Origin of the sequence: Pseudomonas sp. S31 (genome assembly GCF_016648105.1) — a bacterium.
Taxonomy (GTDB): Bacteria; Pseudomonadota; Gammaproteobacteria; order Pseudomonadales; family Pseudomonadaceae; genus Aquipseudomonas.
Map to the genome: position 1 here is coordinate 16200 of NZ_JACVVE010000013.1, position 12582 is coordinate 28781.

Genomic DNA, 12582 nt, shown 5'->3' on the forward strand with positions numbered 1-12582 from the left:
CAAAAAGCAGCAACAGCGATTGAAAAAATCTTTTTTACCAGGCTTCGCTTTCTCGCTATAAGGACGGCCAATGGCCCCTGGCTTGGAGCGACTCATGAGTACCGACAAAGACGACCTGTCGATCGAAGATGACATTGACACCGTGGATGACGATGTAGAGCCTCAGGTGGAAACCGCAAAGACCAACCTGAGCAAGCGCCGCACCATCGACAACCTGTTGGAGGAGCGTCGCCTGCAGAAGCAGCTGGCCGACTTCGACTATGACCTTTAGCTCTGACCTGTAGCTCTGCGGGAGAGCCGCCGGGTGGTGGCTCTCCGCTGCGTGACCGTCAGACCAGGCTGTGGCGCTGGGCCAGCTCGATCAGGTCGACCAGCGAGCGCGCATTGAGCTTCAGCAGCAGGCGTGTCTTGTAGGTACTGACCGTCTTGTTGCTGAGGAACATGCTTTCGGCGATTTCCTTGTTGGACCTGCCCCTGGCCAATTGCTGCAATACGGTCATCTCGCGAGCCGAGAGGCGGTCGACCATTTCCGTTTCGCTCCCGCTTCCCAGCCGGCCTCGCGACTTGTGCAGGGCCTGGTTGGGGAAATAGCTGTAGCCTGACAACACCGCCTTGATCGCACTGAGCAGTTCGGTGAGTTCCTGCTGCTTGCAGACATACCCCGCCGCACCCGCCTGCATGCAGCGCATGGAAAAGTGCCCGGGCGCCTGCGACGTCAGCACCAGCACCCGGCTGCGGGGGCTGATGCCAGTCACCCGGGTGATGACCTCGAGGCCATCGAGCTTGGGGATGCCGATGTCGAGCACGACAATATCCGGCAGATAGTCCCGAACCAGTTGCAACGCGGCTACACCGTTGTCGGTCTCGCCGACGATATCGTACCCATGCCGCTCCATCAGCATGCGTACGGCCAGTCGTATGACTGGATGATCATCCACAATAAGGACTTTGTTCATGCGATATCCATTCAACAATTTTTCTAATCTTGGCGCGCCACAATAACCGAGCAGAACACCTCACAGCACAACCATTCCCTGCTTGAACACACGAATAGATAAAACCTACATTGTTAAGCGAAAATTCCTACGCGCAGTGGTTGGGAAGCGGCCTAATTCGCACTTCGTTCATAAACAACCGAAACGCTAGCAATGAATCCCAACGTTCGAAAAGTTGCCATTGGAGTTGCGGGCCGAGGGATTTTTCGCTTTTTCCTCGAGGGTCGGATTTACCAGGAAAAGATTCAGCAACGGGAAAGCCTTGGCACTTCCGCGCGGCGGGCATAACAGCTATCGATAGCGAAAAGAACTGACCGAGGCTGAACCCGTGGCCCGCTTGCAACCTGTCGCCCCACTGACCATCATTGCCATATTCGCCGGCATCGCCGAGGCTTCGGCGCTGGCCACGCTGCCTTTCCTGAGCGAACACAGCCAAGCGTTGTATACCTGGTTCCTAGTGGGTTTCCCGTTCTTTCTGACGGCGTTGTTCTTCATCACCCTCAACTTCAACTACAAGTCGTTCTACAAGCCCGACCCGCGCCAGGCAGCCGCTCGGCGCGCCAAGGCGACCCGCGAAGCATTAGCCGAACGACCGGTCGACGCCAACGAATCGCCAGGGCTCGACGCAGCGCTCACCGTCACGCTTTCCGGCCCGGCGGCGCAGCAGATGATCGAGAGCCAGATCCTCCACCTCCTGACACAACCCGCATCGCGCGAGAGTCATTGGCTGTTCTGCAACCTCGACAAACGCCAGTGCATACGTTTGTCGCTCAGTGAACTGGCCGACGGAGCAAGCGCGGACCTGCCCTGACAGGTCTGCGAGTAAAAAAAACCCCGGCCTGGGCCGGGGTCGATACAGCGGAGGTGCCTCAGAGCAGCGAACGGCCCTTGTTGGCGGCAATGCGCATGCGCAGTGCGTTGAGCTTGATGAAGCCAGCAGCGTCCGCCTGGTTGTAGGCGCCGCCATCTTCCTCGAAGGTCGCGATGTTGGCGTCGAACAGCGAGTCGTCAGACTTGCGACCAACCACGGTGACGTTGCCCTTGTACAGTTTCAGACGCACGACGCCGTTCACGTTGACCTGCGAAGCGTCGATCATCTGCTGCAGCATGACGCGCTCCGGGCTCCACCAGTAGCCGGTATAGATCAGGCTGGCGTACTTCGGCATCAGCTCGTCTTTCAGGTGAGCGACTTCGCGGTCCAGGGTGATCGACTCGATCGCACGGTGGGCCTTGAGCATGATGGTGCCGCCTGGGGTCTCGTAGCAGCCACGGGACTTCATGCCGACATAGCGGTTCTCGACGATGTCGAGGCGGCCGATGCCGTTGGCGCCGCCGATGCGGTTGAGGTCCGCCAGTACGGTCGCCGGGGTCTTCTCGACGCCATCGATGGCGACGATGTCACCATTGCGGTAGGTCAGCTCGAGGTAGGTCGCCTGGTCGGGGGCGTTCTCTGGGGAGACGCTCCAACGCCACATGTCTTCCTCGTGCTCGGTCCAGGTATCTTCCAGGACACCGCCTTCGTAGGAGATGTGCAGCAGGTTGGCGTCCATCGAGTACGGCGACTTCTTCTTGCCGTGGCGCTCGATCGGGATGCCGTGCTTCTCGGCGTAGTCCATCAGCTTCTCGCGGGACAGCAGGTCCCACTCACGCCAGGGTGCGATGACCTTGACACCTGGCTTGAGCGCGTAGGCACCCAGTTCGAAACGCACCTGGTCGTTGCCTTTGCCGGTGGCGCCATGGGAAATGGCGTCGGCGCCGGTTTCGTTGGCGATTTCGATCAGGCGCTTGGCGATCAGCGGACGGGCGATGGAGGTACCCAGCAGGTACTCGCCTTCGTATACGGTGTTGGCGCGGAACATCGGGAACACGAAGTCACGCACGAATTCTTCGCGCAGGTCATCGATGTAGATCTCTTTGACGCCCATCGCCTGGGCCTTGGCGCGGGCTGGCTCGACCTCTTCGCCCTGCCCCAGGTCAGCGGTGAAGGTCACCACTTCGCAGTCGTAGGTATCTTGCAGCCACTTGAGAATCACCGAAGTATCAAGGCCGCCGGAATACGCCAGTACGACCTTTTTTACGTCCGCCATGCCATCACTCCACGGGGTTGTACGGAAAGGGATCGATTCTACCGGCCTTGCCGACAAATTTACAGTGGGGCGACAGCTTCTGACGACAAAGCGACAGTATCTGTCGACGGCGCGACGTAAAGGTGGTTGCTGGAACATCTTCGGCGCCTGCGGGTGTTCAACACAACATCTCATAGGCGCTGAAAATGTTGTGGCAGGCACCTGGTGGCCCTGATGCAATCCAAAGAACCACCCCAGGCATCCACCTTGAATCAGGGCGCCTTCGCTCCAGGCGCAGCCGCAGCCGGCGCTGCGGTCGCTGCCGGAGCCGTTTTCTGCACCGGCTCCACCACAGGCTTCTCCGCCATTGCCACGCGGTCCAGCTCGATGTTCACCCGGCGGTTGCGCGCGCGGTTGGCGGCGCTGTTGTTCTTCACCAGCGGGTAGCGCTCGCCGTGGAAGCGCACGGTGATCTGCTCTTCCGGTACGCCATGGGCCTTGAGGTACTCGGCCACAGCCAGCGCGCGCCGACGCGAAGTGTCGCGGTTGGTCAGCCGGTTGCCGCTGTAGTCGGAGTGGCCGTTGAGCTCGATGTGGTTCACCGAAGGGTCGGCCTTGAGATAGTCGAGGATCACGTCCAGGCGGCTGCGCGCCGAGGCATCCAGCTCGATGCCACCACCAGGGAAGCCTACCTGGGTCTGGCGGATCTGGTCGAAGTTCATGGGCAGCATCTTGCTGGCACAGGCCTGGTAGTCGCTGTAGGCCTTGGCGAAGCTCACCGGCAGGACGCGAACCTCCATGGCCCGGCCGCCTTCACCGGCAAAGTTGCGCACCACCGTGCTGCGGCCATCGAGCAGGCCGTTGATCAGGCGGCTGGCCTGGCCCTGGGACGAGGTGAACAGCACGCCGGTGCGGGCCATGCGCACCGCGCCCAGGTTGACGTCGCCACGCCCAGGCTGCCAGGGCGCGGCGGCGGCCAGCAAGGTGGCGGAGCCTGCGCCCAGCACGTTGCTGGCCGAACGCAGCTGGAACACCGGCTGTTCGCCCGCCCGCCGTACGAACTCGCCACTGCCGAAGCCGTCGATCGGCTGGATCAGGCGGCATTCGAACTGGTCGCCTTCGACTTTCCAGGCGACATTCTCCATGCGGGTCTGGAAGGTCAGCGCGCCCGCCGGCAGGCTGGCGAACAAGGTGAACAGGGCTAGGTAACGCTGGCGCACGGGCGGCTCCACATAGTTTGACGGCTTACCTGGAGGCTATCGGGCGCTTGCCGGAAAACTTGAAGCCCGTGCTCGGCCCAGGGTTTTCCGGTAGCATTGGGCCTTGAGTTCGACCCGCCTGGAATCCCCAATGTCCGATCGCCTGACCCTTCTGCGTCCCGACGACTGGCACATCCATCTGCGTGATGGTGCCGTCCTGCCTCATACCGTTGGCGATGTGGCGCGTACCTTCGCCCGTGCCATCATCATGCCCAACCTGGTTCCGCCGGTCCGCAATGCCGTCGAGGCCACTGCCTATCGCGAGCGCATCCTCGCCGTCCGCCCGGCCGGCAGCCGCTTCGAGCCGCTGATGGTGCTGTACCTCACCGACCGCACCAGCCCGGACGACGTCCGCGCAGCCAAGGCCAGCGGCATCGTGTACGCGGCCAAGCTGTATCCGGCCGGCGCCACCACCAACTCCGATTCCGGCGTGACCAGCATCGACAACATCTTCCCCGCACTCGAGGCACTGGCCGAAACCGGCATGCCGCTGCTGGTGCATGGCGAAGTGACCCGCAGCGAGATCGACGTGTTCGACCGCGAGAAGCGCTTCATCGACGAACACCTGCGTCGTGTGGTCGAGCGCTTCCCCACGCTGAAAGTGGTATTCGAGCACATCACCACGTCCGATGCTGCCCAGTTCGTCAGCGAGGCCCCGGCCAACGTCGGCGCCACCATCACCGCCCAGCACCTGCTGTACAACCGCAACCACATGCTGGTCGGCGGCATCCGCCCGCACTTCTATTGCCTGCCGATCCTCAAGCGCAACACTCACCAGGTGGCGCTGCTGGACGCGGCCACCAGCGGTAACCCGAAGTTCTTCCTCGGCACCGACTCGGCGCCACACGCGCGTCACGCCAAGGAAAACGCCTGCGGTTGCGCGGGCTGCTACACCGCCTATGCGGCGATCGAGCTGTACGCCGAAGCCTTCGACCAACGCAACGCGCTGGACAAACTGGAAGGCTTCGCCAGCCTTCACGGCCCGGCCTTCTATGGCCTGCCGACGAACACCGACACCATTACCCTGGTCCGCGAGGAGTGGACTGCCCCGGACAGCCTGCCGTTTGGCGAGCAAACGGTCGTGCCGCTGCGCGCAGGTGAAAAACTGCGCTGGCGCCTGCTGGAGGACAACGCGTGAGCGAGGACCTCTACGAAGACGACCAGGACGTCCAATCGGGCAGCGGTTCGCGCCACCCAATGGCCGAACGCTTCCGCGGTTACCTGCCCGTGGTGGTGGACGTCGAGACCGGCGGCTTCAACAGTGCCACCGACGCCCTGCTGGAAATTGCCGCCGTGACCATCGGCATGGACGAAAAAGGCTTCCTGTTCCCGGAACATACCTACTTCTTCCGGGTCGAGCCGTTCGAAGGTGCCAATATCGAGCCGGCAGCGCTGGAGTTCACCGGCATCAAGCTGGACCACCCGCTGCGCATGGCGGTGAGCGAGGAAAGCGCCCTTACCGACATCTTCCGGGGCGTGCGCAAGGCGCTCAAGGCCAACGGCTGCAAGCGGGCGATCCTGGTCGGACACAACAGCAGCTTCGACCTTGGCTTCCTCAATGCCGCCGTGGCGCGCAACGACCTCAAGCGCAACCCGTTCCACCCCTTCTCCAGCTTCGACACGGCCACCCTGGCTGGCCTGGCCTATGGCCAGACCGTACTGGCCCGTGCCTGCCAGAGCGCCGACATCGACTTCGATGGGCGTGAGGCGCACTCGGCACGCTACGACACCGAGAAGACTGCAGAGCTGTTCTGCGGCATCGTCAACCGCTGGAAAGAAATGGGCGGCTGGCGCGACTTCAACGATTGAGCCCTGACGGCAATCGTGAGGCACAAAAAAACCGGCTACCAGAGCCGGTTTTTTTGTGCCTGACAATTACAGCTTGCCAGCGTTCTCGCTCAGGTAGGCAGCGACGCCTTCTGGCGAAGCGGTCATGCCCTGGTCGCCTTTCTTCCAGTTGGCCGGGCAGACTTCGCCGTGCTCTTCGTGGAATTGCAGGGCGTCGACCAGACGCAGCAGCTCGTCCATGTTACGGCCCAGTGGCAGGTCGTTGACGATCTGCGAACGGACAACGCCGTTCTTGTCGATCAGGAAGGCGCCACGGAAGGCTACGCCGCCTTCGGACTCGACGTCGTAGGCCTTGCAGATTTCGTGGGAGATGTCGGCAGCCAGGGTGTACTTGACCTGACCGATGCCGCCATTGTTCACCGGGGTGTTACGCCAGGCGTTGTGGGTGAAGTGCGAGTCGATCGAGACGCCGATCACTTCCACGCCACGGGCAGCGAAGTCAGGGATGCGGTTGTCCAGGGCGATCAGCTCGGACGGGCAGACGAAGGTGAAGTCCAGTGGGTAGAAGAACACCAGGCCGTACTTGCCCTTGATGGCCGAGGCCAGGTTGAAGCTGTCGACGATCTCGCCGTTGCCCAGGACGGCTGGGACGGTGAAGTCGGGGGCTTGTTTGCCAACGAGTACGCTCATTGTAATCTCCTGATGAGGGTGAAGAACCGTTTGCCGGGCCGTGTGTAAGGCCCGACATCCAACAAAGGCCGACCATCATACACGGCTTCTCATGACAGGCCGAATCCAACCGCCGGTCGCTCAAGCACGGTGCCTTGCGAAAGCATTTTGACAAGCATTCTCATTACCATTAAGCTCCACCCCATCGACTCAACCAGCGATGGTCCGACTTTATGTATGTGTGTCTTTGTGTCGGCGTAACCGACAAACAGATCCGCAATGCGATCTATGAAGGATGCTGCAGCTACAAGGAAGTTCGAGCCGCGACCAACGTCGCAAGCCAGTGTGGCAAATGTGCCTGCGTGGCCAAGCAGGTGGTCCGCGAAACCCTGACCGAGCTGCAGGTGAGTCAACAGGCCGCCTTGCCCTACCCCGTGGAATTTACTGCCGCCTGAGCCAATCGTTTTCAAAGAACCGGACCCTGCGTCCGGTTTTTTTATGCCTGTAATTCAATAAGTTAGCGCTCCAACGCGGTTCACAAACATTCTTATTCCTATTAATTTTCACTTATTATTCAAGAACTTAGGTTTGACAGGTGTACATATCGGGATCAAACTTCCCTGTATCGGCATACTTCTACAGGGCAGGAACCCGCAATGAAAGGCGACGTAAGCGTCATCCAGCATCTCAACAAGATCCTCGGAAACGAGCTGGTCGCAATCAACCAGTACTTCCTGCACGCCCGCATGTACGAAGACTGGGGCCTGAACAAACTCGGCAAGCACGAGTACAAGGAATCCATCGACGAGATGAAGCACGCTGACAAACTGATCAAGCGTATTCTGTTCCTCGAAGGCATCCCCAACGTTCAGGACCTGGGCAAGCTGCTGATCGGCGAGCACACCAAGGAAATGCTCGAGTGCGACCTGAAGATCGAGCAAAAAGGCCTGGTCGACCTCAAGGCCGCCATCGCCCACTGCGAGACCCAGGGCGACTTCGGCTCGCGTGACATGCTCGAAGATATTCTCGAGTCCGAGGAAGAACACATCGACTGGCTGGAAACCCAGCTGGGCCTGATCGACAAGATCGGCATCGAGAACTACCTGCAGTCGCAGATGGGCGAAGAGTGATTGCCCTGAGCTGACTTCCCAGGCACAAAAAAACCCGCTCATGGCGGGTTTTTTCATGCCTCGGGATCAGGCTTCGGAAGCCTTGGCCTTGGCGGCGGCTTCTTTGATCAGGGTCTGCAGCTCACCCTTCTCGAACATTTCCAGCATGATGTCGCTGCCACCGACCAGCTCACCGCCGACCCACAGCTGCGGGAAGGTCGGCCAGTTGGCGTACTTGGGCAGGTTGGCGCGGATTTCCGGGTTCTGCAGGATGTCGACGTAGGCGAACTTCTCGCCACAACCCATCACCGCCTGCGATGCGCGCGCGGAGAAGCCGCACTGCGGGGCATTCGGCGAGCCTTTCATGTAAAGCAGAATGGTGTTGTTGGCAATCTGCTCTTTGATCGTTTCGATGATATCCATGTAGCACCTCGGCTGAACTTTCCGACGCAAATGTCGGCACGGTGACGCATTGTATCGGAAACCCGATCAGCGTGCTCGGCCTTGCCGCGCTTCAGGCAGCCTCCACGTGCACGGGCACGCCATTGAGTATCGCGTTGCCCGACCCGGCGTCGCGCAAGCGCTCATCGGTCAGGCCGCAGATCGCTTCGCACAGGTGGCAGGCACGGTGATGCACGGTCTTGGTCATGGCCGCCTCGCCCTCGTTGTGGTCCAGATCCGACTATGCACCCAGCCTCCTGCGCCTGCCAGCGCACTTCGCGCGGTGAATCGGCCGACATCAGGCTGGCCACGGGCGACAGCAATTTGCCAACTCGGCGGCAAGCCGTGTACAACCGCTGTAGCAAATAAAAAACAGCAGCGGTGTTCCGGGCGACGACACCCTTTGCAACAGTGACACTGTTTCTCCCCTTGGTTTCAGGCGACATTTAATTATAGTATTGCGCCTTTCCCTATTTCGTCCGCCCCGTGCGGCTTACGCCGCAGGTCACTCCCGTTGTCAAAAAAAACCACACGGTCGACCTGCATACCGTTGCAGATAAGGTAGTCAAACATGAGCGCTAGGCACTTTCTCTCCCTGATGGATTTCACCGCTGACGAATTGCTCGCCGTGGTCCGTCGAGGCATCGAGCTGAAGGACCTGCGTAACCGCGGCGTGCTGTTCGAGCCGCTGAAAAACCGCGTGCTGGGCATGATCTTCGAGAAGTCCTCGACGCGCACCCGCCTGTCGTTCGAGGCCGGCATGATCCAGCTCGGTGGCCAGGCGATCTTCCTCTCGCCACGCGACACCCAGCTGGGCCGCGGCGAGCCGATCAGCGACAGCGCCATCGTCATGTCGCGCATGCTCGATGCGGTGATGATCCGCACCCACGCTCACAGCACCTTGACCGAATTCGCCGCCAATTCGCGCGTGCCGGTGATCAACGGCCTGTCCGACGAGTCGCACCCCTGCCAGCTGCTGGCCGACATGCAGACCTTCGTCGAACACCGTGGCGCCATCCAGGGCAAGACCGTGGCCTGGGTCGGCGATGGCTTCAACATGTGCAACTCCTACATCGAAGCGGCCGTTCAGTTCGACTTCCAGCTGCGCATCGCCAGCCCGGAAGGCTACGACCCCGATCCACGCTTCCTGGCCCTGGGTGGCGAGCGCGTACAGATCGTCCGCGACCCGCGTGAAGCGGTGAAAGGTGCGCACCTGGTGACCACCGATGTCTGGACTTCCATGGGCCAGGAGGAGGAAACTGCACGGCGCCTGGCGCATTTCGCGCCTTACCAGGTCACCCGCGAACTGCTCGACCTGGCGGCATCCGACGCCCTGTTCATGCATTGCCTGCCCGCCCACCGTGGCGAGGAAATCAGCCAGGACCTGCTCGACGACCCTCGTTCGGTCGCCTGGGACCAGGCTGAAAACCGCCTGCATGCGCAGAAGGCCCTTCTCGAATTCCTTGTCGAACCGGCTTACCACCACGCATGAGTCAACCCCTACTGCTCAACCTGCGCGACCTCGCCTGTGGCTATGGCGACCAGCGCATCGTCCAGAACCTCAACCTGCACCTGAACGCAGGCGACATCGGTTGCCTGCTCGGGTCCTCGGGTTGCGGCAAGACCACCACCTTGCGCGCCATCGCCGGCTTCGAGCCGGTGCACCAGGGTGAAATCCAGCTGGCCGGCGAGGTCATTTCCCGCGCAGGCTTCACCCTCGCGCCGGAAAAGCGCCGTATCGGCATGGTGTTCCAGGACTACGCACTGTTCCCCCACCTTACCGTGGCGCAGAACATCGCCTTCGGCATCGCCAAGCACCCGAACCAGGCAGCGGTGATCGAGGAGATGCTGGAGCTGGTCAAGCTGGGCGGCCTGGGCGGTCGTTACCCCCACGAGCTGTCCGGCGGCCAGCAGCAACGGGTGGCCCTGGCCCGGGCCCTGGCCCCGGAGCCGCAGCTGCTGTTGCTCGACGAGCCGTTTTCCAACCTCGACGTGGAGTTGCGCCGCCGCCTGAGCCATGAGGTCCGCGACATCCTCAAGAGCCGCGGCACCAGCGCGATCCTGGTCACCCATGACCAGGAAGAAGCCTTTGCCGTCAGTGACCATGTGGGCGTGTTCAAGGAAGGCCGCCTGGAGCAATGGGACACCCCCTACAACCTGTACCACGAGCCGCAGACCCCTTTCGTGGCCAGCTTCGTCGGCCAGGGCTACTTCATTCGCGGCCAGATGAGTAGCCACGATGCGGTCACCACTGAACTGGGCGAACTGCGTGGCGACCGGGCCTACGGCATGGCGCCTGGCAGCTCGGTGGATGTGCTGCTGCGCCCCGACGACATCGTCCATGCCCCGGACAGCAGCCTGCGCGCCAGCATCGTTGGCAAGAGCTTCCTTGGCGCCTCGACCTTGTACCGCCTGCAACTGCCGACCGGCAGCCAGCTCGAGGCGATCTTCCCGAGCCATATCGACCACCAGCTCGGTGACGATGTCGGGATCAGCGTGGCAGCCGATCACCTGGTGTTGTTCGCGGTGCCCGGTAGCGTCGCGGCGCAGCTGTCACGCCAGGAGAACGGCGTGCGCCGCTACAGTTCGGCGACCTGATGCACACGCTTGGGGCCGCGCAGCGGCCCTTTCAGCCTCGGCCGATCCCGGCAAAGGCACCTTGGGTATGCTCGGCCAGAACCGCCGCTGCCAGCTCGACCTCCAGCCCGCGCCGCCCGGCACTCACATGAATGGTCGCAAAATTTTGCGCCGAGTCATCGATGAAGGTACGCAGGCGTTTCTTCTGCCCTAACGGGCTGATCCCCCCGACCAGGTAACCGGTGGCACGTTGCGCTGCCATGGGATCAGCCATTTCGCACTTCTTCACCCCTGCAGCCTGCGCCAGCGCCTTGAGGTCCAGGGTGCCGCCCACCGGCACCACCGCCACCAGCAACTCGCCCTTTTCAGTGCTGGCCAGCAGCGTCTTGAACACCTGACGCGGATCGAGGCCGAGCTTTTCCGCTGCCTCCAGCCCATAGGAGGCCGACTTGGGGTCGTGTTCGTAACTGTGCACGCGGTGTTCGGCGCGCGCCTTCTTCAGCAAGTCGAGGGCGGGGGTCATTCGATGCTCCGATCTGGGACAGGTCGGCGGCTACTTTAGGGCAAATTCCCCGCGCCAGCCAATCCACCGCCAAGGGACGCCTCTAGCGTGGGATATGCACCCCGAATGCGGGCCCGAATCGTGACCGACCGTTCACTTTCGACCTTTGACATCAGCGTTTCTTGTCTATATTTTTTCGTTTGTGAATAATCCATGCACTCATAATGTGCATGTTTCAACATCCGCCCGGCGTCAATGGGGATCGACTCCGGGCCTTGCTGTCGAGCGCCCTGCGCCTCACAACAAAAACAACCGAGGTCATACATGACGACTGCTCTTCGCGAACCCACACTGTCCAACCAGTGCCTGGCCGAATTTCTCGGCACCGCGCTGCTCATCTTCTTCGGCACCGGCTGCGTCGCGGCCCTCAAGGTCGCCGGCGCCAGCTTCGGGCTCTGGGAAATCAGCATCATCTGGGGCGTGGGCGTGAGCATGGCGATCTACCTCACCGCCGGCGTTTCCGGCGCGCACCTTAACCCGGCCGTAAGCATCGCCCTGACCCTGTTCGGCACCTTCGACCGGCGCAAATTGCCGTTCTACATGCTCGCCCAGGTCGCCGGTGCCTTCTGCGGCGCGGCAGTGGTCTACGCGCTTTACAGCAGCCTGTTCTTCGATTTCGAACAAAGCCACGCCATGCTGCGCGGCAGCGAGGCCAGCCTCGAACTGGCCTCGGTGTTCTCCACCTACCCTCACCCGGCGCTTTCCACCGGCCAGGCTTTTCTGGTCGAAGTGGTGATTACCGCCATCCTGATGGCCGTGATCATGGCCCTCACCGACGATAACAACGGCTTGCCGCGCGGTGCGCTGGCCCCCTTGCTGATCGGCTTGCTGATCGCCGTGATCGGTAGCGCCATGGGCCCACTGACCGGGTTCGCGATGAACCCCGCCCGGGATTTCGGGCCAAAACTGATGACTTTCCTCGCCGGATGGGGAGAAATCGCCTTCACTGGGGGGCGGAGCATCCCTTATTTCCTGGTACCGGTGTTCGCACCGATCCTCGGCGCATGCCTGGGTGCCGCAGCCTACCGCGGCCTGATCGCCCGCAACCTGCCTGCGCCAACCTGCATGGACGCCGAAACCAACGCCAATCGCCAGGGCGACACGCAAGTCGACTGA

General features: G+C 61.7%; 16 protein-coding genes. 9 read left to right on the forward strand and 7 right to left on the reverse strand.

Features of this window, described 5'->3' with window-relative positions; all coding sequences use genetic code 11:
• Positions 1-94 precede the first annotated feature (94 nt).
• On the forward strand, positions 95-271 hold the full coding sequence (locus IAE37_RS11885; RefSeq protein WP_201173731.1) for a PA3496 family putative envelope integrity protein: 177 nt from the start codon (positions 95-97) through the stop codon (positions 269-271).
• A 58-nt stretch (positions 272-329) separates the two neighbouring features.
• Here the strand turns inward: IAE37_RS11885 and IAE37_RS11890 are convergent, their stop codons facing one another.
• Positions 330-956, reverse strand: a complete 627-nt coding sequence (locus IAE37_RS11890) for a response regulator transcription factor (RefSeq protein ID WP_201173734.1) — start codon at positions 954-956, stop codon at positions 330-332.
• A gap of 367 nt (positions 957-1323) precedes the next feature.
• Here IAE37_RS11890 and IAE37_RS11895 point away from each other — a divergent pair, with 367 nt between their 5' ends.
• Positions 1324-1806, forward strand: a complete 483-nt coding sequence (locus IAE37_RS11895; RefSeq protein WP_201173738.1) for a hypothetical protein — start codon at positions 1324-1326, stop codon at positions 1804-1806.
• 58 nt (positions 1807-1864) lie between these two features.
• Here IAE37_RS11895 and IAE37_RS11900 read toward each other — a convergent pair whose 3' ends face one another.
• Entirely contained in the window at positions 1865-3082 is a 1218-nt protein-coding gene (locus IAE37_RS11900; RefSeq protein ID WP_201173741.1) for an argininosuccinate synthase, read from the reverse strand.
• Positions 3083-3333: 251 nt separating this feature from the next.
• Positions 3334-4281 (reverse strand): flagellar protein MotY, encoded by a 948-nt coding sequence (locus tag IAE37_RS11905; protein ID WP_201173743.1) that lies wholly within the window; start codon positions 4279-4281, stop codon positions 3334-3336.
• A 130-nt stretch (positions 4282-4411) separates the two neighbouring features.
• Between IAE37_RS11905 and pyrC the strand changes: the two genes are divergently transcribed.
• On the forward strand, positions 4412-5458 hold the full coding sequence (pyrC, locus tag IAE37_RS11910) for a dihydroorotase (RefSeq protein ID WP_201173746.1): 1047 nt from the start codon (positions 4412-4414) through the stop codon (positions 5456-5458).
• A gap of 59 nt (positions 5459-5517) precedes the next feature.
• Entirely contained in the window at positions 5518-6129 is a 612-nt protein-coding gene (gene rnt, locus IAE37_RS11915; RefSeq protein WP_236409926.1) for a ribonuclease T, read from the forward strand.
• A gap of 66 nt (positions 6130-6195) precedes the next feature.
• On the opposite strand, the gene IAE37_RS11920 is transcribed toward rnt, so the two are convergent.
• Positions 6196-6798, reverse strand: coding sequence for a peroxiredoxin (locus tag IAE37_RS11920; RefSeq protein WP_133331835.1), 603 nt, complete (start codon positions 6796-6798; stop codon positions 6196-6198).
• Between the two features lie 212 nt (positions 6799-7010).
• On the opposite strand from IAE37_RS11920, the gene IAE37_RS11925 reads away from it, so the two are divergent.
• Positions 7011-7232, forward strand: a complete 222-nt coding sequence (locus tag IAE37_RS11925; RefSeq protein WP_201173752.1) for a bacterioferritin-associated ferredoxin — start codon at positions 7011-7013, stop codon at positions 7230-7232.
• A gap of 201 nt (positions 7233-7433) precedes the next feature.
• Entirely contained in the window at positions 7434-7907 is a 474-nt protein-coding gene (bfr, locus tag IAE37_RS11930; RefSeq protein WP_201173754.1) for a bacterioferritin, read from the forward strand.
• 66 nt (positions 7908-7973) lie between these two features.
• On the opposite strand, the gene grxD is transcribed toward bfr, so the two are convergent.
• On the reverse strand, positions 7974-8309 hold the full coding sequence (grxD, locus tag IAE37_RS11935; protein ID WP_136913238.1) for a Grx4 family monothiol glutaredoxin: 336 nt from the start codon (positions 8307-8309) through the stop codon (positions 7974-7976).
• 91 nt (positions 8310-8400) lie between these two features.
• Complete coding sequence (locus IAE37_RS29005) at positions 8401-8535, reverse strand: hypothetical protein (RefSeq protein ID WP_268933318.1); 135 nt, start codon at positions 8533-8535, stop codon at positions 8401-8403.
• A gap of 363 nt (positions 8536-8898) precedes the next feature.
• Here IAE37_RS29005 and argF point away from each other — a divergent pair, with 363 nt between their 5' ends.
• Together argF and IAE37_RS11945 are read left to right on the forward strand one after the other, a co-directional pair.
• Positions 8899-9819: an ornithine carbamoyltransferase gene (gene argF, locus IAE37_RS11940; RefSeq protein ID WP_201173756.1), complete on the forward strand. Its 921-nt coding sequence runs from the start codon at positions 8899-8901 to the stop codon at positions 9817-9819.
• Positions 9816-10925, forward strand: coding sequence for an ABC transporter ATP-binding protein (locus IAE37_RS11945; RefSeq protein ID WP_201173758.1), 1110 nt, complete (start codon positions 9816-9818; stop codon positions 10923-10925). The genes argF and IAE37_RS11945 overlap by 4 nt, the downstream gene beginning before the upstream one ends.
• 31 nt (positions 10926-10956) lie before the next feature.
• Here the strand turns inward: IAE37_RS11945 and ybaK are convergent, their stop codons facing one another.
• Entirely contained in the window at positions 10957-11427 is a 471-nt protein-coding gene (gene ybaK / locus IAE37_RS11950) for a Cys-tRNA(Pro) deacylase (RefSeq protein WP_201173761.1), read from the reverse strand.
• A gap of 303 nt (positions 11428-11730) precedes the next feature.
• Here ybaK and IAE37_RS11955 point away from each other — a divergent pair, with 303 nt between their 5' ends.
• A complete protein-coding gene (locus IAE37_RS11955; protein WP_201173763.1) occupies positions 11731-12582 on the forward strand; it encodes an MIP/aquaporin family protein in 852 nt (283 codons plus the stop codon).